The following is a 25,670-nucleotide window of genomic DNA, read 5'->3' as shown; positions in this document are numbered from 1 at the left end:
TACCCTTACAGAAGGCCGTCGACCCGAACGGATGATGGCGTCGATGCCAGCGTACGCGTACGCCGCACCCGTGCCTTAATCAACCCGGCAGTGTCAAACAGCCAGTACAACAACTTAGCCATCAGCAGGCAGGCGCCAAAAATAAGGCAGAAGAACACCACTCGCGAGACAAAGGAATCTACCCCTTCGCGCGCCAACACGATGATGTTGAAAACCGCACCGAAGCAGAAACTTTGCAATATCGCGGCCTTATACCGGTTAGGTTCGCTTTTGCCCATCTCATACAGCCAGTCGAACCACTTGATGATCATCCCGACCAGTACCGCGCCAACGGGAATAAACACCGCACCGCCCATCACCACCAGTGAGCCGATAAGCGTGGGTGATATCGCCAGGCCGGAATGGTTATTCAACACTTCCCAGGTGAAATAGTTGGCGCTATTGAGCACCGTGTCCGGTCGCCCCGGCCACAGCCAGGCCGGAATGAACACGTAGAAATCGCGCACTATCGGTGCCAGGCCCTGGAAGTCAATCTTGTCGTAGTTTTGCAGCAACAGCGCCAGGTTTTCCCATGGCGAGAAGGTATCGCGCGTCAGGTAAAGGAAGGTATAGAACGCTTCGGGACCGCTGACGTCCAGGCTGTAGCGCTTTAACGCCAGCCAGAACATGCCGACGATACCAAACACGCCGGCGGCCACCAGCATCCACAACGAGATCCAGCCGCGCACGATGCCGATAAACAGAAACAGCGAGAAGGCAATAATGATATTGGCGCGGGTACCGCCAACTATCACGTAAGTCAGGATGCCAAAGGCCACCGTCGCCGCCAGGAAAAAGAACCAGGCGCGCAGATCTTGCTTCAGGAAATACACCACCAGCATCGCCGGGATGAAGAAATAGAAGAACCGCTTGAGCGCCACCCCGGAGACATCGCTGGAGAAAATTTGGCTGTAAGAGTTGAGCTTGAACAGCAGGAAACCGTTTTGCATGAAGAAAATGCCGACGGTCGCCATCGCCACCAGCGCCAGCAGCATCCAGGTCAGATGGGTTTCCACCCGGTTCATGGTGAACACCGGCTTACGCGGTTGCACGCTGCGCTTTCGCAGCCGGGTTTTATAGCTGACGTAATAAATCGCATAAAACGCAGTAGCGGAGAGGATCGCATAGAGTAAAAACTCTACCGGTACCACCTCGACGTCAAACTGAAACACCAGCAGACAGGTCAGCGGGAAACCGAAGTAAAACGTCAGCAAATACAGTAGCGTAAAGAAGACGTTAAAATTGAAACGGACGCGCCTAAACTCCTGGTAAGCCAGCGTCAGAATAAACAGCACGCTCACCAGATAAACGATAAACAACCCGCCAAATTGCGCCAGCGTCATACGTTGTCCCCTGCCGCCAGGGTTAATGCCTGCTGCCAGCCATCAACGTAATTAGGGTTGAAGAAAGCGATGGCCTGTTTATCGACGGATGCCAGTTGGCGTTGCGCTTCACGCACTACCGCCTCATCCAGCGAATCGCCATAGAACAGCACCGGCAGATGTTGCTCCGCCAGATCCTGCCAGAACGGGTTCTGCCGGCTCAGCACAAAGGGCACGCCAAACTGGATCAGAAGACACAGCGTGCCTATGCCCTGCTGGCGGTTAAAAATAAAGTAACCGAGATCGCACTCGCGCAGGATATTCAGATAATCGTCGAACGCCACCTGCTGCGTCAGCACCTGCAGGTTCCTGGCGCTGAACAGCTTTAGCCCGGCGCTGCGCACCTGTTCAATATAGGCGTCGTTATTGGCCGGGTAGCCCATCGGCAGGATCACCCGCACCTCGGCGCCAAACTGCTGATGAATCGCTTTCAACGCCTCAATATGACGGTTGGTACGATCGCCAGAGTTCCCCACCAGAATGGTCATCGGCCCGGCCAGGTTTTTCTCTACCTCAATGCCGGTTAACGCCGGATCCATCCGCGTCGGGAAATACAACAGAGAGGCCGGTACGCGGGCATGGCGCTGCTGGTAATGAATAATATCACCGCGGGTCGCGAACACGTGTCTCACTCTGCCCTGCGCAATACGGCGCAGCAAATAGAACAGACGGAATTTCCAACTGGTGGCGTTTTCATACAAATCAGCGCCCCAGATATGCCAACTCACCTGATCGGCCTTGATTTTACCGCTCAGCAACGCCAACCACAGCGTAGGGTTAAACTGGCCGTGCAGGAAGAAACGTTGATTGCGATCGGCCTGCGCGCGGGCAATGACCGCCATCGCCAGACTTTTCTTGTTCGGATGGCATTCAATGCTCAGCTCGGGGAACCCCCCTAACGCAGCGGCATCTTTGGCAGCCACCATAAAATGACGCGTCTGTTCGGACGGCAGGCGTTTCGCCAACACATCGTTGAAGAAACGCAGCACCGTCTGATTGTGATGCGGGATGTCAGATCCCAATACGTGAATCAGTGTCGTCATACTCGTCTACGGTAAAGAATAAATACGCAGCTACAGAGCGTGAAGTACACGATGTAGGTTGCCATGTAGGCCTGTGCCGCTCCCAGCGCACCATGCAGCGGTATCAACCAATGCGAGAACAGCGTTAACAGCAGGAACTGACTGACTTCGGTCAGGATATAAAAACGCAGCGACGCCTTGGCAATCACCAGATAGCCGAACACATAGGCGCCCACTTTCAGTACGTCCCCTACCAGTTGCCAGGCAAACAGATCGCGCATCGCGACGAATTTGTCCGTGAACAGCAACCAGATGGCGAAGTCGCGCAGTAACCAGACCGTGAAACTCGCCGCCGCTACTGCAGGCAGTACAAATTTTAATGAGCGCACAATCTCTTGAGAGATGGCGCTTTTTTCCTTCAGCCGCGACAGCGTTGGCAGCAGATAAACGGTAAACGAGGCGGTGATAAACTGCAGGTAAGCGTCGGAAATACTGCTGACGCCCTGCCAAATCCCGACCTCATCCCAACTGTAATGGCTGGCCAGCAGGTTACGCATCATCACATAGGCCACCGGCAGCGTCACTGATGTGATCAATGCCATGATGGTGAACTTGCCAAGATGGCTGGCTAACGCCTTGTCCCATGCCAATGCCAAATAGCGCAGCGGCAAGGTTTTGCGCCGCCAAAGGATAAAACCTGCGGGCAACACCACCAAGGCCGGCACCAGTGCCAACCCCGCCAGCGCGCCTTCGTAGCCGCCCAGCTTAAAGCACAGGTAGTAAGCCACCACGCCAATCAGGCTACCGCCAATCACCGCCAGCGCGTTGCCCATCGCATCGCGGTAGCCTTTCAGCACCGCCATAAACAGGTTGGCATAGGCGATACCCATCTGAATAAAGGCTACCGCCCGCACCACGCCGACATAGTCAGCATGGCCGAACAACCCGATACTGATAGGCTCCGCCGCAAACAGAAAAACCAGCGCCAACAGCGTGGAAAAGCCCAGCACGATGCTTGACGCCGTTCCAACAGCCAGCCGTAACCGCTGCGGATCCTGATGATATTCAGCTACGTACTTGGTGATGCCGTTAAAAATCCCGGCACCGGACAGCACGCCCAGCACGGTAATCAGCTGACGGAAGTTGCCCGCCTGCCCAACCCCGCTGGGGCCAAAGGCCACCGCCAGCAGTTTCACCACCAACAGCCCCACGCCAATCTTGATCAGCGTGGAGCCCGCGGTCCAAATTGATGCTTTTGCCAACGACATATCAGGCGCAGAAGCTAAGAATGGTATTGATCACCGTACGTTGAGTGACATCAGACATATTGTAGAACAACGGCAGACGCACCAGACGCGCACTTTCCTGGCTGGTGAAGCGGTCTTCGCCGGAAAAACGGCCAAAACGATCGCCCGCCGGGCAGTCGTGCAGCGCGATGTAATGGAACACCGCCATGATTTCCGCTTCTTTCAGATAATCGATAAAGGCCGTGCGATCTTCAATATCACGCAGTTTGATATAGAACATGTGCGCATTATGCACGCAGTCCGCCGGGATGGTCGGCAGCACAATACGGCCGGCGTTTGCCAACGGCAGCAGGCTGTCATAATAGGTCTGCCACAGTGCCAGACGACGCTGGTTGATGCGGTCAGCCGCTTCGAGCTGGCCCCAGAGATAGGCAGCCTGCAAATCTGACATCAGATAGCTGGAACCGATATCGCGCCAGGTATACTTGTCCACCTGCCCACGGAAGAACTGGCTGCGGTTGGTGCCTTTCTCACGAATGACTTCTGCCCGGTCGATCAGCGCCGGATCGTTGATCAGCGTTGCGCCGCCCTCACCGCCGGCAGTGTAGTTTTTGGTTTCGTGGAAGCTAAAACAGCCAATATGACCAATGGTACCGAGCGCTTTGCCCTTGTAAGTGGACATCACACCCTGCGCGGCGTCTTCTACCACCCGCAGGTTATATTTTTTCGCCAGCGCCATGATGGTGTCCATCTCGCAGGCCACCCCGGCGTAATGCACCGGCACGATAGCGCGTGTCTTATCGGTGATAGCCGCTTCGATTTTAGTCTCATCGATGTTCATGGTATCCGGACGCAGATCGACAAACACCACGGTGGCCCCGCGCAGCACGAAGGCATTGGCGGTTGAAACAAAGGTGAAGCTCGGCATGATCACTTCATCACCCGGCTGAATATCCAGCAGGATAGCCGCCATCTCCAGCGACGCGGTACAGGACGGCGTCAACAGCACCTTCGGGCTGCCAAAACGCTGTTCCATCCACTGTTGGCAACGGCGAGTAAAACCACCATCTCCGCACAGCTTGCCGCTGTCCATCGCAGCCTGCATATAGTCAAGTTCAGTGCCAACAACCGGCGGAGCGTTAAATGGGATCATGTTTTCCTCTGTATAACCAATACGAGGTGCTTTCAATAACAGCACCCTGTCGTTGATAGAGCCGTAGTGCGGCGATATTGCCGAGCTGTGTCGCCACCCGCAGACGCATCCGCGAGTCTTTCCGACACTCTGCAATGGCCGCCGCCATTAATCGCGCACCAATACCTTTACCTGACGCGCCGGGGAAAGCTGCCAGCAGGCCGATTCTAACCTCTTGGCCGCCGATATCACGCAGGCTGACAAAGCCCTCCGGCTGACCGGCTTCGTCCAGTGCCAACAGGCATTGGTGATCGAAGGTTCCCAGTATCGCTTTTTCGATCCAGGCGGCATAGAAACGCCCGCTATCCTGAACGTCGTACCAAGGGGCCCGAAAACGGCTGGCGGTGAACACATTGGCCGCTGCCGCACGCAATACCGGAATATCCTCCGGCACTGCCAGGCGAATCGCTGGCGGTAGCGCACTCTGCGACGATGCACATTCCGTGCCGATATTCAGCAACAGATCGACCTCAGCCTCAACCAGTTGGAAACCCAGACCCGACAATGCGTCCGCCCAGGCGGTTTGGTGCGCCGGGATTTTAGCTTGCACCAAGGCGTAGGCTGCCAGACCGGCCTCGGTCAACGCCGGGGCCGTGGTGGAAAAGTTGAGCCTGGCGCTGCCAAGAGCGAAAAATTCGCTTTCCCAGGCTAAGGGCTCAATATTGGCGTGGACGCGCATGCAATAAATCCAGCAGATACTTGCCGTAGCCGGTTTTGACCAGCGCCTGTGCGGCACGCTTCACACCGTCATCATCCAGCCAACCGTTGCGCCAGGCGATCTCTTCCAGGCAGGCAATTTTAAAGCCCTGGCGTTTTTCCACCGTCTGCACGAAGCTGCTGGCTTCCAGCAGGCTGTCATGAGTACCGGTATCCAGCCAGGCGAAACCGCGGCCCAGCAGTTCAACGGTCAGTTCGCCACGCTCCAGATACATCTGGTTAATGCTGGTAATTTCCAGCTCGCCACGGGAGGAAGGCTTGACCTGTTTGGCAAACTCCACCACCTGACTGTCGTAGAAGTACAGGCCGGTCACCGCCCAGTTGGACTTGGGCTCGGCAGGCTTTTCTTCGATCGATAAAGCGCGGAAGTTATCGTCAAACTCCACCACCCCAAAACGTTCGGGATCCATCACCTGGTAGCCGAACACGGTAGCGCCCTGGGTACGTGCAGCGACCGTTTTTAGTTTCGGGCTAAACCCTTGACCAAAATAGATATTGTCACCTAACACCAGACAGCTCGGCTCGCCGGCCAGGAACTCTTCACCGATCAGAAACGCCTGAGCCAGACCATCGGGGCTGGGTTGTTCGGCATAGCTGAGATTAATGCCAAACTCTTCGCCGTTACCCAACAGACGTCTGAATGAAGGGAGGTCTTCCGGTGTGGAAATAATCAGAATGTCGCGGATCCCGGCTAACATCAGCACCGACAGCGGATAGTAAATCATCGGCTTGTCGTAGATCGGGAGCAACTGCTTGGATACGCCGCGAGTAATTGGATGCAAACGTGTACCGGATCCACCCGCCAGAATAATACCTTTCATACTCACTCCAGAATCCACTGGGCCACCACTCAGGCAGCCCGGGTAAACTTAGTCGGATAAACCTAAACGCTCACCCGCATAGGAACCATCCTGAACGCGACGCCACCAGGTTTCATTGTTCAGGTACCAGGAAACCGTTTTGCGAATGCCGCTTTCAAAGGTTTCTTGCGGGTGCCAGCCCAGCTCCCGGTCAATTTTCCCGGCGTCGATCGCATAGCGCATATCATGGCCCGGGCGATCCTTGACGTAAGTGATCAGATCGCGGTATTGCGCCACGCCCTGCGGTTTGTTCGGCGCCAGTTCTTCCAGCAGATCGCAAATGGTATGCACTACTTCAATATTCTTGCGCTCGTTGTGACCACCGATATTGTAGGTTTCCCCTACCACACCTTCGGTAACGACCTGATACAACGCGCGCGCATGGTCTTCGACATACAGCCAGTCACGCACCTGCGCACCGTTGCCATACACCGGCAACGGTTTGCCGGCAACGGCATTGAGGATCACCAGCGGGATAAGTTTTTCCGGGAAGTGGTACGGGCCGTAGTTGTTGGAACAGTTGGTGACCAACGTCGGCAAGCCATAGGTCCGCAGCCAGGCGCGGACCAGATGGTCGCTGGACGCCTTGGAGGCCGAATACGGGCTGCTTGGCGAGTAAGGCGTGGTTTCGGTGAACAAGTCATCCGTACCGTGCAAGTCGCCATACACTTCGTCGGTGGAGATATGGTGGAAACGGAAGCTCTGCTTCTTCTCCGCCTCCAGCGGATGCCAATAATGACGGGCCGCCTCCAGCAGGGTATAGGTCCCCACCACGTTAGTCTCGATAAAGGCCGCCGGGCCATCAATCGAACGATCGACATGGCTTTCCGCCGCCAGGTGCATGACCACATCCGGCTGATATTGGGCAAACACCCGATCCAATGCCGCGCGATCGCAGATATCCACCTGCTCGAACGAATAGCGTTCGCTATCAGCAATCACCGCAAGCGATTCCAGGTTGCCGGCGTAAGTCAGCTTATCCACCACCACCACGCTGTCCCGCGTGGCTTCAATAATATGCCTGACGACCGCGGAACCGATAAAACCGGCGCCCCCAGTGACTAAAATACGTTTCAACGCCATACCCCTTTGGTATCTACTACCCAGGATTGCGTGATCTCTTCCGGCCTGATTGCCTTGAATTGCTTATGATCGACCAACATCACGATCACGTCCGCCTGCTGCAACGCGTCGGCCATCGCTTTCAGCGTCACATGGCCCGCCAGCGATTTCGGCAGTTGCTCAACGTTCGGCTCCACCACCAGGGTTTCACCCACGTGCCAATCAGCAATTAAATGCGCCACTTCCACCGCCGGGCTTTCGCGCAGGTCGTCGATATTCGGCTTGAATGCCAGGCCGAAGCAGGCAATTTTCACTTCCGACGCACGCTTATCGGTGGCAGCCAGACAATCAGCCACTGCGGCTTTCACACGATCAACCACCCACAGCGGTTTTCCGTCATTCACCAGGCGCGCGGTATGAATCAAACGCGCCTGCTGCGGATTTTGCGAGACAATAAACCAAGGGTCGACCGCAATACAGTGGCCGCCGACGCCGGGACCAGGCTGCAAAATATTGACCCGCGGATGGCGATTCGCCAGGCGGATAAGCTCCCAGACATTGATGCCCTGATCGGCACAAATCAACGACAGCTCATTGGCAAAGGCGATATTCACATCGCGGAAGCTATTTTCGGTCAGCTTGCACATCTCAGCGGTGCGTGAATTGGTAATCACACACTCGCCCTCGAGGAAAATCTTGTACAGCTCGCTGGCGCGCTCCGAGCATTTTGGCGTCATACCGCCAATCACCCGATCGTTTTGAATCAGCTCAACCATCACCTGCCCCGGCAGCACGCGCTCCGGACAGTAGGCAATGTTCACATCAGCGGCCTCACCGGCCTGCTGCGGGAAACTGAGATCGCTACGCGCTTCTGTCAGCCACTGCGCCATCTGTTCGGTCGCGCCCACCGGCGAGGTGGACTCCAGGATCACCAGATCGCCTTTTTTCAGCACCGGCGCCAAAGATTTGGCGGCGGCCTCGACATACGCCAGATCCGGCTCATGGTCGCCTTTAAACGGCGTCGGTACCGCAATCAGGAAAGCATCCGCTGCCAGAGGTTTGGTCACCGCCTGCAGATAGCCGCCGTCGACCGCGTCTTTCACCACTCTATCCAGGTCGGGTTCAACGATATGGATCGCACCACGGTTAATGGTATCCACCGCATGTTGGTTAACATCTACGCCCACCACTTTTTTCTTGCGGGAGGCAAACGCCGCCGCCGTTGGCAGACCGATATAACCCAGGCCGATAACCGAAATAGTGTTAAAACTCATAGTGTCACCTGATGATTCTTCAAAGCTTCCAGAATACGCTGGCAGGCATGCCCGTCACCGTAAGGGTTATGCGCCCGGCTCATGGCGTGATATTCGTTTTCGTCCGTCAGCAGCCGGTTAACCGCATCAACAATTTTTGCTACGTCGGTACCCACCAGCCGCACCGTGCCAGAATCTACCGCCTCCGGCCGCTCGGTGGTGTCACGCATCACCAGCACCGGCTTACCTAATGATGGTGCCTCCTCCTGAATGCCGCCAGAGTCGGTCAGGATCATATATGACTTGGCCATCAGATAGACAAAGGGCAAATAATCCTGGGGATCTATCAGGATGATATTATCAATCCCTTTCAGAATGCGGTTGACCGGCTCGCTGACGTTGGGGTTGAGATGCACCGGATACACCACCTGCACTTCAGGATGAGTACGGGCAATTTCTGCCAGCGCGCTGCAAATTCGCTCGAACCCACCGCCAAAGCTTTCTCGGCGATGCCCAGTTACCAGAATCAACTTTTTGTTGTCGGCATCCAGGAACGGGTAGCGTTGAGCCAGGCTGTCATGCAAGGCCGCATCCCCCATCACCCGATCGCGTACCCAGAACAACGCGTCGATTACCGTGTTGCCTGTGACGAAGATATGATCGTCCGGTAACAGTTCGCGCAACAGGTTCTGTCGCGAGTTTTCCGTCGGGGCAAAATGGTACATCGCCAGATGGCCGGTCAGCTTGCGGTTAGCCTCTTCCGGCCACGGGGAGTAAAGGTCGCCGGTACGCAGGCCCGCCTCTACATGCCCTACCGGGATACGCTGATAAAATGCCGCCAGGCTGGTGGCCAGCGTGGTGGTGGTATCGCCATGAACCAACACCACATCCGGTTTGAATTCCTCAAGAACGCCTTTCAGGCCTTCAAGGATGCGGCAGGTGATCTCACTTAATCCCTGGCCGGGTTTCATGATGTTCAGATCGTAATCAGGCACTATCTCAAATAACCGCAATACCTGATCCAACATCTCACGATGCTGTGCCGTCACGCAGACTCTTGATTCAAAGGCTTCATCCTGAGCCAGGGCATGTACCAGCGGTGCCATTTTGATGGCTTCAGGTCTGGTGCCGAAAACAGTCAACACTTTCACAGCGAATCTCTTTTGGTCGGTTAACCGCAGGCGAACCTGCGAATTGGGCGCTCTCACGCCCATCAGCGAATTATTATATTATTTTTATTTACGCGGCCGACGCACCAGGGCAACACCTGCGCCAACCAAAGCGCCCATCGCGCCCCACATGATCAACCAGAATACACGACGTGGGCTGTCACGTTTTACCGGCTCTTCCGGGGTCCGCAAATAGCGGTAAGTCTGAAATTTCTCGTCCAGCGTTGGGCCAACGTTCAGGGTCGCCAGCATCGCGCGATTTTGGTCGTAGTCCAAATCAAAGGTTGGGCCCGAAGCCTGTAATCCTTCCAGACGCGCCTGCAGCATAGGCTTGCCCAGCAGGAACAAATCGGAGTCTGGCAGCTGTTCTGCCGGGGTATCGGTCTGAGTCCGGCTAATGCCCTGCGTCTCGGCAATTTTTAACGCCTGTTGGATGGTGTTCAGCTCACGCTTGTACACGGCCTCTGCCACCGCTTCCTGGCGCTTGACCTGCGCCTTCATCGACGTGGTACGAGCCGCCCAGGCACCCTGGATCTCTTCGTTTAAATGCTGAGCCGCGCGGTGGCTGGCAAACGCTACGTACTGACGCAGCAGGCGATTGGCATCTACCGCCGTTTCCGCCGTCAGTTTCACACCGTCGTTCGGCACTTTTTTGTCGTCACGCGGCGTAAACTGGATATTGTTAATCAGCTCGTCGAGCAAGGCCGCATCGGCGCCCGCGTCGCCTTCCTGGCGCTGTTTGTAATAATCGCTCTGCAGCCAGAAATCTCGGCGCGTATCGTAAGCCGCCAGCTGCATAATAAATTCATTATAGGCTTCGTCAGCGATGCCCGGTTGCTCGGTAGCCGCCGCCGGCAGAGTGCGCACATCCAGATTACGCAGGAACTGTTGCTGGGAATAATACCCCCCCAACGCATTCACCGTTGGCCGATCGGTAATCGCCGCCGCGCTCCACTCCTGTTTCACCAGGTAGGACACCACCAGCGCCACTACGGCGAACAGTACCGCAATACCGATAATCCATGACTTACCGCGCCACAGGGTACAGCACAGGCCGCGAATATCGAGTTCGTTATCCACTGCCGGGATAGTCTTGTCAGACGTTGTTTCTGGATTCATCACTGCCCAAAAGCCTCTGGTTAGGATTCTTGCTTATTGTCGTTCGAACGGCGCAGGCGCCGTTTGATACGCTTAATGTAACGTGCAACACGCCAGGCGCGCTTAATGCAGTAACCGTACAAGAAGAAGGCAAGCAAAAATAATGCCAACATTACCCATTCAGGGATAAAAGTAAGACGTTCGCCGATCACGCCGATGGCCGCCAACAGCGCCGCCGCCAGGGTAATCAGCACGAAGGCCTGCCGTGGCGTAAAGCCAGCGCGCATAATCAGATGGTGAATGTGTTGACGGTCTGGAGAGAAGGGGCTCATCCCTTTGCGTAAGCGCCGATACATGATCGCAATCATGTCCATCAATGGAATAGCGATAATCCACAGGGCGGTAACAGGATTGATGGAATGGGCTTTACCCTGTGAACTTTGCAGCAGCAGCCAAATTGCGGTGAAACCGATCAGCGTACTGCCGGCATCCCCCATAAACACCTTGTAACGTCGGCCAAGAATGCCGAGGTTAAGCAGGATATAAGGAACGATAGCGGCAATCATCGCGAAGCACCAGAAGGCCAAATCGGAGTGGCCGCTCAGGTACAACAGCACGCCCAGCGCACCGAAAGAAACGCACGAAAGCCCGCCCAGCAGGCCATCAATGCCGTCTACCATGTTAAAGGCGTTGATAGCCGCCCAAACGGCAAACAGCGTGACCAGATAGCCGAACGGCCCCAGTTGCATTTCCCAGTCGCCAAGCACATGACCAAAACTGCGCAGGTAGAGCCCGGCAAACACCATCATCGCAATGCCGACCAATGCCTGGACCAGCGCACGAATTTTAACGCTGATATCGAAACGATCGTCGAGAGCACCAACAAACACTAATAACCCCGCACAGGCGAGGTAGAGTTTTCCGTGCGCAATCGTTTGGTCAGAGATCAAGAAAGCGAAGCACAGCCCGGCGTAAACAGAAATACCTCCGACAAGTGGGATCAACCCCTGATGACGTTTGCGGTAATTAGGTTTATCAACCAGTCCAATACGTTTTGCTGCTTTGCGAGCAACAAAGAGAAAAGCCAAGGAAAACAGGAAAACAAATAGAATTTCAGTACTCATAGTGAGTAAGTTCACAGTTAACAAGATCTCTGTAGAAGATAAGGCAGCTTAACACGGGCGACAGGTCGCGCCATGAGGTCCCGCTACCTTTCAGTCATTTCCTATGACAACAGCCATTCATTCTTATTCCAACGCTTCTGTCTGCCGTTTAAACAGTAACAATGTGCGAACGACGAAACGCCGACCGCAAATAAGATGAATTCTCAGTAAGCCATGAAAATAACTTACGTTTCCATTTCTGTTACTTATCGTATCTGCCAAAAGCAAAAAACGCCACGACTAGGCGTGGCGTTCTCTGAATTTTTTACTCAATTATGAGCGCATCGTCATTTATGAGCGCTTCATCATATCGAAGAATTCATCGTTGGTTTTGGTCATGGCCAACTTGTTAATGAGGAATTCCATTGCGTCAATTTCGCCCATTGGGTGAATAATTTTACGCAGGATCCACATTTTCTGCAGTTCTTCAGACGTGGTGAGTAATTCTTCTTTACGGGTACCGGAGCGGTTGTAGTCAATCGCAGGGAATACGCGCTTCTCGGCGATTTTACGCGCCAGATGCAATTCCATGTTGCCGGTACCTTTAAACTCTTCGTAGATAACCTCGTCCATTTTCGACCCGGTGTCGACCAGCGCGGTAGCGATGATGGTCAGGCTGCCGCCTTCCTCAACGTTACGTGCCGCACCGAAGAAACGCTTGGGACGATGCAGGGCGTTGGCATCCACACCACCGGTCAACACTTTACCGGAAGCCGGTACCACGGTGTTGTAGGCACGCGCCAGACGAGTGATGGAGTCGAGCAGGATGATAACGTCTTTCTTGTGCTCAACCAGGCGCTTGGCCTTCTCGATCACCATTTCTGCAACCTGGACGTGGCGGGAAGCCGGCTCGTCAAAGGTAGAAGCGATAACTTCGCCCTTCACCAGACGCTGCATCTCGGTAACTTCTTCCGGGCGTTCGTCAATCAGCAGAACCATCAACACGCAGTCTGGATGGTTGTAAGCGATGCTTTGTGCAATGTTCTGCAGCAGCATGGTTTTACCGGCTTTCGGCGGAGCAACAATCAGACCACGCTGACCACGGCCAATCGGCGAGGCCAGATCCAGCACGCGAGCCGTCAGGTCTTCGGTTGAACCGTTACCGCGTTCCATCCGCAGACGGGAGTTGGCATGCAGTGGGGTTAAGTTCTCGAACAGGATCTTGCTGCGGGCGTTTTCCGGTTTGTCGTAGTTAACTTCGTTAACTTTCAACAGGGCAAAGTAGCGCTCGCCTTCTTTTGGCGGACGAATCTTACCGGAAACGGAGTCACCTGTACGGAGGTTAAAACGGCGGATTTGGCTGGGGGATACGTAGATGTCGTCGGGGCCTGCAAGGTAGGAGCTGTCTCCAGAGCGGAGGAAACCAAATCCATCCTGCAATATCTCCAACACGCCATCGCCGAAGATATCTTCTCCACTTTTCGCATGCTGCTTAAGGATAGAGAAGATAATGTCCTGCTTGCGCATGCGGGCAAGGTTTTCCAGCCCCATATTTTCGCCGAGAGTAATCAGCTCAGAAACCGGCGTATTCTTTAATTCGGTAAGATTCATAGTGGTGGGTTCTTAAACTCGGGGTATGTCTCGAACTTGTATCGTGAATGGTATGGCAGCGGGATATATCTTTCGTCTTTCTGGTGGTTGCCTTGGCCTTCCTTGCTTACCCCGCCACTTAGCGGACTAAGCTGCAGAGATTCGTTCGGTTGCCGACGGGCCACACCTTGAAATCCTTTGGATATTCGTGCCTGTTTACTGGACGTTCGATCGCCGGGCGCTGAGCCGTCACGGTAAGAAATGGCTTACAGAGGACGCGCGCATTGACGGTTTAAGATCGAAGGTACCTTAAAATTGATTTTGCAAAACCGTTTGATTGTTAAAACACGGGCTGAGTTCATTTTTTCTTTCAACGCCAGCGGTTCAACACAGAGTAAAGCTTTAGATTTAGACTCTTTAGATTTAAAACTTCGGGCAAGTTCTATATGCAGTATGGTTAAACTTAACACGCTTCTTGGCAGGCGTCTAGCGGTGAATTGAACATCCCCGCTAGACGCCTGTATATCCCCGCAGTCTCTCACTTCGCGGCTTTTTTACCGCGACGTCAGACCCCTTGGGCATAGGGCATCCCGCCCGATTACAGATTCGCGTTAAGGAAATCTTTGAGCTGGCCTTTGGACAGCGCACCAACCTTGGTCGCGGCCACTTCACCGTTCTTGAACAGCAACAGCGTAGGGATACCACGGATACCGTACTTAGGTGCGGTTGCCGGGTTTTGGTCGATATTCAGCTTGGTGATGGTCAGCTTGCCTTCGAACTCCTCGGCAATCTCATCCAGAATCGGAGCAATCATCTTGCACGGTCCACACCATTCAGCCCAGAAATCGACCAGGATTGGCCCTTCAGCTTTCAGCACGTCGTTTTCGAAGCTGCCGTCAGTCAGGTGAATAATTTTATCGCTCATGTTCTACTCCAAAGGATTGTGTCTACCTTGTTGGTGTAGCATTAACCAACCTAAGGTGACTTTATTTCACCGGATACGCTTTCGTAAAGCAATAGTTAGCTGATATTCTACCACACTATGAGCAAAACACACTTGACCGAACAGAAGTTTTCCGACTTCGCCCTGCACCCGTTAGTCCTTGAAGCCCTTGAAAAGAAAGGGTTTCAACATTGCACGCCTATCCAGGCGTTAGCATTGCCGCTCACGCTCTCCGGGCGTGACGTTGCAGGTCAGGCGCAAACCGGTACCGGAAAGACGCTGGCATTTTTAGCGTCTACTTTTCACTATTTGCTTTCTCACCCGGCGAAACAGGATCGCCAGACCAACCAGCCGCGCGCCTTGATCATGGCGCCAACGCGTGAACTGGCGGTACAGATCCACTCCGACGCGGAAGCCCTGTCCCAATCCACCGGCCTGAAACTTGGCCTGGCGTATGGCGGCGACGGCTACGACAAACAGCTGAAAGTGCTGGAAAGCGGCGTGGATATCCTGGTCGGTACTACCGGTCGTTTGATCGATTACGCCAAACAGAACTATATCGATCTGGGCGCAATTCAGGTCGTGGTACTGGATGAAGCCGACCGTATGTACGATCTGGGCTTTATCAAAGACATTCGCTGGTTGTTCCGCCGCATGCCTGCGGTCGATCAACGCCTGAACATGCTGTTCTCTGCCACCCTGTCCTATCGCGTACGCGAACTGGCTTTCGAGCAGATGAACAACGCTGAATATGTCGAAGTGGAACCGGAACAAAAAACCGGCCACCGCATTAAAGAAGAGCTGTTCTACCCTTCTAACGAAGAAAAGATGCGTCTGCTGCAGACGTTGATCGAAGAAGAGTGGCCAGACCGCTGCATCATCTTCGCCAACACCAAGCACCGCTGTGAAGACGTCTGGGGCCACCTGGCCGCCGATGGTCACCGCGTAGGCCTGCTGACCGGCGATGTGGCGCAGAAAAAACGCCTGCGCATTCTCGACGATTTCACCAAGGGCAACCTGGATATTCTGGTCGCCACCGACGTCGCCGCTCGCGGTCTGCACATCCCGTTGGTGACGCACGTATTCAACTACGACTTGCCTGACGACTGCGAAGACTACGTCCACCGTATCGGTCGTACCGGCCGTGCTGGCGAAAGTGGCCATTCCATCAGCCTGGCCTGCGAAGAGTACGCGCTCAACCTGCCGGCGATCGAAACCTATACCGGCCACAGCATTCCGGTGAGCAAGTACAACAGCGATGCGTTACTGACTGACCTGCCTGCGCCGAAACGCCTGGCTCGCCCACGCGGCGGCAACGGTCCACGTCGTAACTCAGCGCCACGTCGTGGCGGTGCGCCGCGCAACAACCGTAAACGTTCAGGCTGATAGACAATGCTCAGTTCCAGCGCACTTTATGCCGCTATCGATCTCGGCTCCAACAGCTTCCACATGTTGGTGGTGCGCGAGGTGGCCGGCAGTATTCAGACCCTGGCGCGCATCAAGCGCAAAGTGCGTCTGGCGGCCGGACTGGATCAGAACAACCTTCTGTCGCATGAGGCCATGCAACGCGGATGGCAATGCCTGAAGCTGTTCGCCGAACGCCTGCAGGACATCCCTCGCGAGCAAATTCGCGTGGTCGCCACGGCCACGCTGCGGCTGGCGTCCAATGCCGATGAATTCCTGCAGACCGCCGAGCAGATTCTCGGATGCCCGATCCAGGTGATCAGCGGCGAGGAAGAAGCGCGCCTGATTTACCACGGTGTAGCCCATACCACCGGCGGTCCGGACCAACGTTTGGTGGTCGATATCGGCGGCGGCAGCACAGAGCTGGTCACGGGGACCGGTGCGCAGGCCGCTCAGTTGTATAGCCTGTCGATGGGCTGTGTCACCTGGCTGGAGCGGTTCTTCACCGATCGTAATCTGGGGCAGGAAAACTTCGAGCGGGCCGAACAGGCTGCGCGTGAAATGGTGCGCCCGATAGCACCGCAGCTGCGTCAGCACGGCTGGCAAATCTGCGTCGGCGCTTCCGGCACCGTCCAGGCGCTGCAGGAAATCATGGTGGCGCAGGGCATGGATGAACGCATCACCCTGTCCAAACTGCGCCAATTGAAACAGCGCGCCATTCAGTGCGGCAAGCTGGAAGAGCTGGAAATTGAAGGGCTAACGCTGGAGCGCGCCTTGGTATTCCCAAGCGGGCTGTCCATTCTGCTGGCGATCTTCCAGGAGTTGGGCATTGAAAGCATGATGTTGGCCGGCGGTGCGCTACGCGAAGGTCTGGTTTACGGCATGCTGCATTTGCCGGTCGAACAGGATATCCGCAGCCGCACCATTCGCAACCTGCAACGGCGTTATCTGTTGGATACCGAGCAGGCCGAGCGCGTCAGCCAACTGGCCGCCAATTTCTCGCAGCAGGTGAGCAATGAATGGCAGTTGGACGCTCGATGTCGCGAGTTATTGCACAGCGCCTGTCTGATCCACGAAATCGGCCTCAGCGTTGATTTCAAGCAGGCGCCGCAACACGCCGCCTACCTGATCCGCCATCTGGATTTACCCGGTTTCACTCCGGCACAGAAAAAACTGTTAGCCACCCTGCTACAAAACCAGAGCAACACCCTCGACTTGCCACTGCTGAGCCAGCAAAACGCCCTGCCGCCACGTACGGCACAACGTTTATGCCGGATTTTACGCCTGGCGATCATCTTTGCCAGCCGTCGCCGCGACGACACGCTGCCTGCGGTGCGTCTGCGCGCCAATCATGATGACGAGCTGACGGTGATCCTGCCGCCTGGCTGGCTGGAGCAGCACCCGTTACGGGCAGAAGCGCTGGAGCAGGAAAGCCATTGGCAAAGTTACGTTCACTGGCCGCTGATACTGGAAGAGCAACGTTAAAATGACAAGGGCGCTAACCGCGCCCTTAGTCTGATGACAAACACCCGAAAAACGTGGTTTTCGGATGTTTGGGGGTAAATCAGAAGACATAATCCTTTGTTTTTATTAGCCCAAGGTCAGGACGTTTAACTGCAAAGGACTTTGTCAGCCATCTGAGGGCGCTAACCGCGCCCTTTCTTCTAGTTGCCGCCCTTGGCCTTGGCCAACTGAGCACGAATATTGGCCAGATGGCTCTGCCCTTTTTGCATCCTTTCCTGCGGACTGACCACTTTGCGCTCACTTTCCCACGCCAGGTCATCCTGCGGCAGTTCCAACAAGAAACGGCTCGGCTCCGGGCGAACCAACTCGCCATATTGACGACGCTCGCGGCACAGAGTGAAAATCAGCTCCTTTTGGGCGCGAGTGATGCCTACGTAGGCCAGGCGTCGCTCTTCATCAACGTTATCTTCGTCAATGCTGCTTTGATGCGGCAATAACCCTTCCTCCATCCCCACCAGAAACACATAGGGGAACTCCAATCCTTTGGAGGCATGCAGCGTCATCAGTTGCACCTGATCCAGCTCTTCATCGCTTTCACCGCGTTCCATCATGTCGCGCAGGGTAAAGCGCGTCACCACCTGGGTCAGCGTCATCGGCTCATCCAGCTCGCTGCCTTCCAGCATTTCCGTCATCCAGCCGAACAGCGTATTGACGTTTTTCATGCGCATTTCGGCGGCTTTCGGGCTGGGAGAGGTTTCGAACAGCCAGCTCTCGTAATCTACACCGTGGATCAGGTCACGCACCGCAGCCACCGGCTCGCGCTCCGCCAGTTGGGCGATGCCGTCCAGCCAGTGAGTGAAGCGTTGCAAAGACTCAAGCCCGCGTCCGGTCAGGTGCTGGCTCAATCCAAGATCAAAACTGGCACGGAACAGGCTTTTATTGCGTTGGTTTGCCCATTCACCCAGCTTTTGCAACGTCGCCGGGCCAATCTCGCGTTTTGGCGTATTGACGATACGCAGGAAGGCGCTGTCATCATCCTGATTGGTCAGGACGCGCAAGTAGGCCAGCAGATCCTTGATTTCCGGCCGCGAGAAAAACGAGGTGCCGCCGGAGATCTTGTAGGGAATGCGGTTCTGCATCAGCATTTTTTCAAACAGCCGCGACTGATGGTTGCCACGGTAGAGGATCGCATAATCGCCGTAGTTTGTTTTCTTCACGAAATGGTGAGCTATCAGTTCACCCACTACGCGCTCGGCCTCGTGATCCTCATTATTGGCGGTCACCACCTTCAGTTCCTCGCCGTAACCCAGTTCGGAAAACAGCCGTTTTTCAAACACGTGCGGGTTATTGGCGATCAGAATGTTCGCCGCCTTCAGAATTCGCTCGCTCGAACGGTAGTTCTGCTCCAGCTTGATCACCTGCAGCGCCGGGAAGTCTTCCTTCAACAGCACCAGGTTTTGCGGGCGCGCACCGCGCCAGGAGTAGATTGACTGATCGTCATCCCCCACCACGGTGAAACGCGCACGGTTACCCACCAACAGTTTTACCAGCTCGTATTGGCTGGTGTTGGTGTCCTGATATTCGTCCACCAACAGGTAGCGGATTCGGTTCTGCCAACGCTCGCGCACCTCTTCATTGCGCTGCAACAGCAGGGTCGGTAACAGAATTAAATCGTCGAAATCCAATACGTTACAGGCACGCATATGCGCGTGATACAGACCGTAGCAATGCGCGAACAGCTTGTCGCGTTCAGAGCGCGCCAGCTCCATCGCCTTCCTGGGATCGACCAGATCATTCTTCCAATTGGAGATGGTGGAAATCAGCTGCGCCACCAGCGTCTTGTCATTCTCCAGCCATTTTTCGGTCAGCTCTTTCAGCAGCGCCAACTGGTCCTGATCGTCGAACAGCGAGAAGTTGGATTTCATCTCCAGCGCGGCATATTCCCGCTTGATGATTTCCAGCCCCAGGGTGTGGAACGTAGAAATCATCAAACCGCGCGCCTCTTTGCGCCCCATGGTTTGCGCCACACGTTCTTTCATCTCACGCGCGGCCTTATTGGTAAAGGTCACGGCGGCGATGTGCCGCGCCTGATAGCCACAATTATGGATCAGGTGAGCAATCTTGTTGGTGATGACGCGCGTCTTGCCGGAACCTGCACCGGCCAGCACCAGGCAGGGCCCGGTAACGAATTCGACGGCTTGTTGTTGGCTGGGGTTTAATCGCATGGCGCTTTATTGCTCGACTTTATAACGTGGAAGGGGATTGTAGCAGAAAGCGCCGATGAGATTTAACGGGTATAATCAGCGCAATTTCTGTATCGATAAAGGCAATACCATGGCAAAGACGGCGTGCGCCCTGCACATTCTGGTAGATAACGAAAAACTGGCTGAAGAACTGCTGACCAAGCTTAAACGCGGCGTCAGTTTTGACACGCTGGCGCGCAAATACTCAACTTGCCCGTCAAAGCGCAACGGCGGCTCGCTGGGCGAATTCAACAAGGGCACCATGGTGGCGGCCTTCGATAAAGCGGTGTTCAGCATTCCGCTGCTGAAGCCCTACGGCCCGGTGAAAACCCAGTTTGGCTACCACATCATCAAGGTGCTGTACCGCAACTGAGTGAGGGGGCAAACGCCCCCTCAGCCGTTATTGTGCGCTGGTTTCCGGGGCCGGTGCGGTATCGGCCGGTTTGACCTCCTCCGATACCACGGCCGGAGCCGGAGACATAATGCCGTTATAGGTTTCCTGTAACTGCTTCATGCTCATTTCCGGTTCGCCCTTCGGCTGCATCAACACCAGCGTCGCATCCTGAGAAAGCTGAAGTTTCAGCTCCTGATTCAGCGCTTCCAGCGTCAATCCGCTCAAGAACTCCTGGCGCAGTTTCTGATACTGCTCCGGTGCGATATCTACGACGCCGCTCTGCTGTGAACGCAGGCGTTGACTCATCAGCACGTCCGTATCGGTGCGGGCATAGGTTGCGAACAACTTGCTCAACTGATCGGTTTTCTGCGCCAGCAGGGCGTTAAACTCATCCTGCGACAGCCCGTTGTTACGCACATTAGCCAATTCGCGAGCGATAAAGCCCAGGCTGTTGTTCAGGTTGTTATTCGGCGTGTCGAGATGAATTGCGCATTGGGCACGCTGGTATTGCACGCGGCAATCAAAGCCCAGATGCAGGTTTTTCTGGTCACTCTTTTCCAGCACCTGCTGGAGATGCCAGAACAGCGCCTCGCGGGCCATATCACCACGCCAGTAGCGGCTCAAATTCTGCGAATCGCGGATCGGGTGCCATGGCGCATCCCACATGATCGACAGCGTATCCTGCTTGACCTGCTCGCTGATCAGGCTGACCGGCTGCGGTGGTAGCGGCGTCAGCGTCGGCATGGTGGCCGGCGTTTCACGCTTGCCCTTCAACGGCGAGAAGGCCTTGTTGATTTGTTCGCCCAGGCTGCGGCTGTCTACCTTGCCCACCACGTACAGCGTCATGGCGTCCGGGGTATACCACTGCTGGTAGAATTTTTTCAGTTGATCGACATTCACCGGTCGCTTCGGTGGCTGGGCCGGATCGTGCGCCAACAGCGTCGAGCCTTTCAGGCGGTATCGCCACCAGGCATCTTTCGGATTCGGCGGGAAAGTGCCCACCGGATCGACATTGGAGTTTATTACCGCATGCACGGTATGCTCGTCGATCGCCAGTTTGCCGGTGGTGTCGGAAAGCCACGCCAGCGCTTCTTTCAGCAAGTCTGGGCGGTTATTCGGCAAGCTGAGATTATACATGGTGAAATCGTAAGAACTGATGGCCGGCGGCAAAGGCCGCTCAGGATCCACGCTCTGCTGCCACAGCGAACGCAACTGCGGTGGCGTAAAGCTTTCGCTGCGCGCTAAAGACAGGCGCGGCAGCAGATGGGCAAAGCCGATCTGCTGTGAGGACTCGACCAGCGAGCCGGTATTAACCATTAACCGCAGCTCTACACGGTCGCTCGGCCGCTGCGGTGTATCCAGTATCTGCCATGAAAACCCGTTGGCCAGTGCCCCCTGCTGCCAGGCAGGATCGGGTTGCAGTGCTTCGGCCTGCACGCTGCTGTTGGCTGCAGCCAACAGCAGCCCACCTACGATGAGATGAATTCTGGTGCCCTGCATGTGAACCCCTACTTAATGACTATCCAATTTCTTTATGCAAATGCGGATATTCCATTCGCCGGAATATTAGGCCATAACGCACAGCCTATAAAAACGCCCTGAGTTTCACGGTGGGGCGGAAAGCAGAAAGTGTACCATCGAGTTAGACCGCGCGCCTTTGCGGATGTCACTCATTAGGGTGAAAAATAATGGATAACCGGTTTTTAAATGCAAGAAATCATTACGCGGGGGGATAAAACGTCACCGGCTGCGGCTGCAACCGGTGATTTGAGGATTAAATCAGGCTGAAGGCAGCGTTTTGTCGGCACCTGCACCCGGCCTGTTGGACAGGGTGTCTTGCAGCTGTTTTTCGTCCAGCTGTTTACACCATTTGGCCACCACCACCGTAGCCACACCGTTACCGACCAGGTTGGTCAGGGCGCGGGCTTCAGACATGAAGCGGTCAATGCCCAGAATCAGCGCCAGACCGGCCAGCGGCAGGTGGCCCACGGCAGAAATGGTCGCCGCCAGCACGATAAAGCCGCTGCCGGTCACGCCCGCAGCCCCTTTCGAGGACAGCAACAGCACCACCAGCAGCGTCACCTGATGCACGATATCCATATGGGTGTTGGTCGCCTGCGCGATAAACACCGCCGCCATGGTCAGGTAAATCGATGTGCCGTCCAGGTTAAAAGAGTAGCCGGTAGGAATAACCAGACCCACCACCGATTTCTTACAACCCAGCTTCTCCATTTTGTCGAGCATGCGCGGCAGCACCGACTCGGAAGAAGAGGTCCCGAGCACGATCAGCAGCTCTTCTTTTATATAGCGAACGAATTTGAAAATGCTGAAGCCGTTAGCACGAGCAATGGAGCCCAGCACCACCACCACGAACAGAACGCAGGTGATATAGAAGCAGGCGATCAACTGGCCAAGCTGCAGCAGCGTGCCCACGCCATATTTACCGATGGTGAATGCCATCGCCCCGAAGGCCCCCAGCGGCGCCAGACGCATAATCATATTGATAATGCCGAAAATCACGCGGGAGAAACTGTCGATCACGTTGAAGATTAACTGGCCTTTCTCACCCAGGCGGTGCAGGGCGAAGCCGAACAGCACGGCAAACAGCAACACCTGCAAGATGTTACCGCTGGCGAAGGCGCCGATGACGCTACCCGGAATGATATCCAGCAAGAATGGAATGATGCCCTGCTGCTGAGCCTGCTCGGCGTAGACCGCCACCGCTTTGGCATCCAGCGTACCCGGATCGATGTTCATCCCGGCACCCGGCTGTACCAGGTTGACAATCAGCAAACCGATCAGCAGCGCAATGGTACTGACGATTTCAAAATAAAGCAGTGCGATCGCACCGGTACGGCCAACGGCCTTCATGCTTTCCATGCCCGCGATGCCGGTCACCACGGTACAGAAGATCACCGGAGCGATGATCATTTTAATCAGCTTAACGAATCCGTCGCCCAGAGGTTTCATCTGTGCGCCAATGTCAGGATAGAAATGGCCAAGCAGGACACCCAGCGTAATCGCCGTCAGCACCTGAAAATAGAGGCTTTTAAAGATAGTGAGTTTCATATGGACATCCTTTGGGGGAAGACACGCACCAGGCGGTGTTATGGTTATCTCGCCTGTTCATCGCTTGCGCGGAAAATAACACCCGCCTAACAACATGGAAATAATTTGTTGCACCAATAGATACATGTTGATACGAATTTAAGAGCTGAAACGCGCCAGCCCGAATGCAAGGCTGTAAAGGATGTAACCCTTTCTTTGCACTAACGCAAAAGGGGTAGATAAAGCGGGGGTATTTCAAGCCAGAAGGCCAGCAGGCAACGTGGATGCCGCCCGCCGCAAAAGGCTCAAGATGGAAATCAGGCTGGCGGCGGGCAGAACTCGGCTTCAAATTCGCTGCGCGGCAACGGGCGGGCAAACAAAAACCCCTGACCGCTATGAATACCATGCTGCAGCAGCCAATCGCGTTGTTCGGCATTCTCGACGCCTTCGGCCATCACCGGCAGCGCCAGCACCTCGGAAATCGAACTGACGATGCGCACCATCGCGTCGTCCATCGGCAGCCCCTGAATAAAGCTCTTGTCGATTTTAATCAAATCTATCGGCAGGCATTTCAATCGATTGAGGTAATTGAGGCTGGAATAGCCCATGCCGAAATCGTCCAACGCGATGGAAAGCCCCAGATCGTGCAGTTCCCGCAGCAGCGCCAGCGCACGATCGAGGTCGTCAATGCGCACCGTTTCGGTAATTTCCAGCAGCAGCTTGCGCGGGTCAATTCGATGCTGGGCCAGCAGGTTTTTCAGATGCGGGACAAAATTCTCATGCTGCATCTGGATTGGCGACACGTTTACCGCCAGCGGCAGGGTGATCCCCCGAGTCTGCCAATCCGCCAGGATGCGGCAAGCCTCTTCCAGTACCCAGTTACCCAGCGGCACAATCACCCCGAGCTCTTCAGCCAATGGAATGACGTCTGCCGGCAAGGTAAAGCTGCCGTCGTACTGCTGCCAACGAAGTAATGCTTCCGCGCCGATCACCGCGTTGGACTGCATATCTATCTGCGGCTGCAGGAACAGGGTGAAACGACGCTGATCAATGGCATGCAAGATCTCACTTTCCTGCGTCAGACGCTTTTGGGTGCGTTCCGTCAGGCTCGGTTCGAAGAACAACACCTGATTTTTACCTTCGCGATGAGCCGACATCATCGCCGAGGTGGCGCTACGCAACAGCTGCTCCGCGCTCTCCCCTGCGTTCAGGTAATGGGCGATACCGATACTGGCGCTGGGCCGCAGCGGCATTTCCTGCAGGCTCAGCGGCGCATTGATCTGCGCCATGATGCGACGGGCCAACTGCATGGCGTGGAACGGCCGTTCAACGCCTTTAGCCAGAATGGCGAATTCGGTATTGCTTAACTGCGCCAGCACGCCGTTTTCATCAATGCATTCACGTAATTTCTTCGCCAGCGTCAACAACAGCGCTTCACGCATCGTCGGATTAAGTACGCCAGAGGCCTCGTGCAACGTTTCAATGCCGATTACCAGCAGATTGAAACGCTCGGGCCGCAGGCTGGAAGCAATGTGTTGTTCCAGCAGCGCGGTGAACAGCGCCTGATTTGGCAACTCAGTGACCGGATGGCGAGTGCTCATGCGGCTCAGTTCGGCATAGGCTTTGGCCAGCCGCTGCTGATTGCGGTTGTAGTTGCGCACCAGCAAGCCCAGCTCATCGTCCTGGTGCAGCGCCGGCAACATCAGTTGATGATAAGGCGCTTCTTCCTGGGAAATGTTTTCCAGCTCTTTGGCCATCGCGCGTAGCGGATGCACCATCAGCCGGTTCATACACCAGCTAATGGCGACCGACAAAATCAAGGCCAGCAGCAAATAGGTCGACAACATGGTCGACAGCATGCTGAGAATAAATTGATACATGCGGAACGAATCAGCCTGCAGCACCAGATAAGCCAATGGCTGTGGGTTGGCCGGCACGCGTTCCAGCGAATAGAGGGGAACGGAAATCTGGATCGGCAACTCGAACAGGCGGGCAATCATTGTCGGTACCGGACGTTCCGGCGGGAAGTTGGCGTGCAGTGCCTGAAATTCGTTCGGCAGCACGATATCCGCGCGCGTCAGGATGCCCACCGGCAACAGCGTATTCAGCACCTTCTTCGTTTCCGGCACGTCCATGCGTAACACGGCTTCCGCCAGCGGCTGGCGTACCGAATGAGCGATATTTTCCAGTTGCTGGGCATAGTCATCCCTGCGCTGCTGCACAAAATGGAATAACTGGATCACGATAAAGATACAGATCGTCACCAGCGCCACACCGGACACCGTTGCCATCTGTTTAATCGTTAATGAGCGCCTGACCCGCAAACCTGCTCTCCGCTAATTCGGGCTGAAATAAAAAAGGGATGAATAATACCCATCCCTTGAACCGGTCTGAGTATACTCGATTGTTGACTGTTTTTATCTCTTCATGCCCAGGGCAA

At 55.3% G+C, this 25,670-nt stretch carries 20 protein-coding genes; 3 read left to right on the top strand and 17 right to left on the bottom strand.

The genetic code is table 11. The features are described from left to right. Window positions 1-5: 5 nt before the first annotated feature. The 13 genes from wzyE to trxA all read right to left on the bottom strand — a co-directional run bounded on the left by wzyE (window position 6) and on the right by trxA (window position 14,659). A complete protein-coding gene (gene wzyE, locus AC1RKG_RS17805) occupies window positions 6-1,382 on the bottom strand; it encodes an ECA oligosaccharide polymerase (protein WP_020824759.1) in 1,377 nt (458 codons plus the stop codon). After that, window positions 1,379-2,464: a TDP-N-acetylfucosamine:lipid II N-acetylfucosaminyltransferase gene (locus tag AC1RKG_RS17800; RefSeq protein ID WP_493183541.1), complete on the bottom strand. Its 1,086-nt coding sequence runs from the start codon at window positions 2,462-2,464 to the stop codon at window positions 1,379-1,381. The genes wzyE and AC1RKG_RS17800 overlap by 4 nt, the downstream gene beginning before the upstream one ends. Further along, on the bottom strand, window positions 2,461-3,711 hold the full coding sequence (gene wzxE / locus AC1RKG_RS17795) for a lipid III flippase WzxE (RefSeq protein ID WP_130016597.1): 1,251 nt from the start codon (window positions 3,709-3,711) through the stop codon (window positions 2,461-2,463). The genes AC1RKG_RS17800 and wzxE overlap by 4 nt, the downstream gene beginning before the upstream one ends. A 1-nt stretch (window position 3,712) precedes the next feature. Continuing rightward, window positions 3,713-4,843 (bottom strand): dTDP-4-amino-4,6-dideoxygalactose transaminase, encoded by a 1,131-nt coding sequence (gene rffA / locus AC1RKG_RS17790; protein ID WP_122080554.1) that lies wholly within the window; start codon window positions 4,841-4,843, stop codon window positions 3,713-3,715. Further along, on the bottom strand, window positions 4,830-5,561 hold the full coding sequence (gene rffC / locus AC1RKG_RS17785; protein WP_493183540.1) for a dTDP-4-amino-4,6-dideoxy-D-galactose acyltransferase: 732 nt from the start codon (window positions 5,559-5,561) through the stop codon (window positions 4,830-4,832). Before rffC ends, rffA begins: the two co-directional genes overlap by 14 nt. After that, the gene (gene rfbA, locus AC1RKG_RS17780; protein ID WP_020824754.1) at window positions 5,539-6,420 is read right to left on the bottom strand and encodes a glucose-1-phosphate thymidylyltransferase RfbA; all 882 of its coding nucleotides are present in this window, start codon (window positions 6,418-6,420) and stop codon (window positions 5,539-5,541) included. Before rfbA ends, rffC begins: the two co-directional genes overlap by 23 nt. A gap of 48 nt (window positions 6,421-6,468) precedes the next feature. Beyond that, window positions 6,469-7,542, bottom strand: coding sequence for a dTDP-glucose 4,6-dehydratase (gene rffG / locus AC1RKG_RS17775; protein WP_185959358.1), 1,074 nt, complete (start codon window positions 7,540-7,542; stop codon window positions 6,469-6,471). Then, entirely contained in the window at window positions 7,533-8,795 is a 1,263-nt protein-coding gene (gene wecC / locus AC1RKG_RS17770; protein ID WP_409325431.1) for a UDP-N-acetyl-D-mannosamine dehydrogenase, read from the bottom strand. Before wecC ends, rffG begins: the two co-directional genes overlap by 10 nt. Further along, complete coding sequence (wecB, locus tag AC1RKG_RS17765) at window positions 8,792-9,925, bottom strand: non-hydrolyzing UDP-N-acetylglucosamine 2-epimerase (protein ID WP_122080551.1); 1,134 nt, start codon at window positions 9,923-9,925, stop codon at window positions 8,792-8,794. The genes wecC and wecB overlap by 4 nt, the downstream gene beginning before the upstream one ends. Window positions 9,926-10,009: 84 nt before the next feature. Beyond that, on the bottom strand, window positions 10,010-11,062 hold the full coding sequence (gene wzzE, locus AC1RKG_RS17760) for an ECA polysaccharide chain length modulation protein (RefSeq protein ID WP_041414104.1): 1,053 nt from the start codon (window positions 11,060-11,062) through the stop codon (window positions 10,010-10,012). A gap of 20 nt (window positions 11,063-11,082) precedes the next feature. After that, window positions 11,083-12,180 carry a UDP-N-acetylglucosamine--undecaprenyl-phosphate N-acetylglucosaminephosphotransferase gene (gene wecA / locus AC1RKG_RS17755; RefSeq protein WP_115057947.1) on the bottom strand — a complete coding sequence of 366 codons (1,098 nt, stop codon included), beginning with the start codon at window positions 12,178-12,180 and terminating at the stop codon, window positions 11,083-11,085. A 315-nt stretch (window positions 12,181-12,495) separates the two neighbouring features. Continuing rightward, on the bottom strand, window positions 12,496-13,755 hold the full coding sequence (gene rho, locus AC1RKG_RS17750) for a transcription termination factor Rho (protein ID WP_004950874.1): 1,260 nt from the start codon (window positions 13,753-13,755) through the stop codon (window positions 12,496-12,498). A 577-nt stretch (window positions 13,756-14,332) separates the two neighbouring features. Beyond that, window positions 14,333-14,659 carry a thioredoxin TrxA gene (gene trxA / locus AC1RKG_RS17745; protein ID WP_020824748.1) on the bottom strand — a complete coding sequence of 109 codons (327 nt, stop codon included), beginning with the start codon at window positions 14,657-14,659 and terminating at the stop codon, window positions 14,333-14,335. 117 nt (window positions 14,660-14,776) lie between these two features. Here trxA and rhlB point away from each other — a divergent pair, with 117 nt between their 5' ends. Further along, complete coding sequence (gene rhlB / locus AC1RKG_RS17740; RefSeq protein ID WP_020824747.1) at window positions 14,777-16,063, top strand: ATP-dependent RNA helicase RhlB; 1,287 nt, start codon at window positions 14,777-14,779, stop codon at window positions 16,061-16,063. A 6-nt stretch (window positions 16,064-16,069) separates the two neighbouring features. Beyond that, complete coding sequence (ppx, locus tag AC1RKG_RS17735; protein WP_020824746.1) at window positions 16,070-17,566, top strand: exopolyphosphatase; 1,497 nt, start codon at window positions 16,070-16,072, stop codon at window positions 17,564-17,566. A 179-nt stretch (window positions 17,567-17,745) separates the two neighbouring features. On the opposite strand, the gene rep is transcribed toward ppx, so the two are convergent. Beyond that, window positions 17,746-19,770, bottom strand: a complete 2,025-nt coding sequence (rep, locus tag AC1RKG_RS17730) for a DNA helicase Rep (protein WP_046374755.1) — start codon at window positions 19,768-19,770, stop codon at window positions 17,746-17,748. Between the two features lie 109 nt (window positions 19,771-19,879). Between rep and ppiC the strand changes: the two genes are divergently transcribed. Beyond that, entirely contained in the window at window positions 19,880-20,161 is a 282-nt protein-coding gene (ppiC, locus tag AC1RKG_RS17725; RefSeq protein ID WP_493183539.1) for a peptidylprolyl isomerase PpiC, read from the top strand. Between the two features lie 27 nt (window positions 20,162-20,188). Here ppiC and AC1RKG_RS17720 read toward each other — a convergent pair whose 3' ends face one another. The 3 genes from AC1RKG_RS17720 to hmsP all read right to left on the bottom strand — a co-directional run bounded on the left by AC1RKG_RS17720 (window position 20,189) and on the right by hmsP (window position 25,554). Then, window positions 20,189-21,682: a M16 family metallopeptidase gene (locus tag AC1RKG_RS17720; RefSeq protein WP_020824743.1), complete on the bottom strand. Its 1,494-nt coding sequence runs from the start codon at window positions 21,680-21,682 to the stop codon at window positions 20,189-20,191. Between the two features lie 279 nt (window positions 21,683-21,961). Then, complete coding sequence (locus tag AC1RKG_RS17715) at window positions 21,962-23,251, bottom strand: dicarboxylate/amino acid:cation symporter (protein ID WP_046374756.1); 1,290 nt, start codon at window positions 23,249-23,251, stop codon at window positions 21,962-21,964. A 296-nt stretch (window positions 23,252-23,547) separates the two neighbouring features. Then, on the bottom strand, window positions 23,548-25,554 hold the full coding sequence (gene hmsP / locus AC1RKG_RS17710; protein ID WP_142816129.1) for a biofilm formation regulator HmsP: 2,007 nt from the start codon (window positions 25,552-25,554) through the stop codon (window positions 23,548-23,550). Window positions 25,555-25,670: the final 116 nt, after the last annotated feature.

The sequence above is a fragment of the Serratia sp. GW822-FHT06D09 genome, assembly GCF_058799515.1.
Note: the sequence above shows the minus strand (reverse complement) of the source record. Positions and strands in the feature narration are given on the sequence as shown.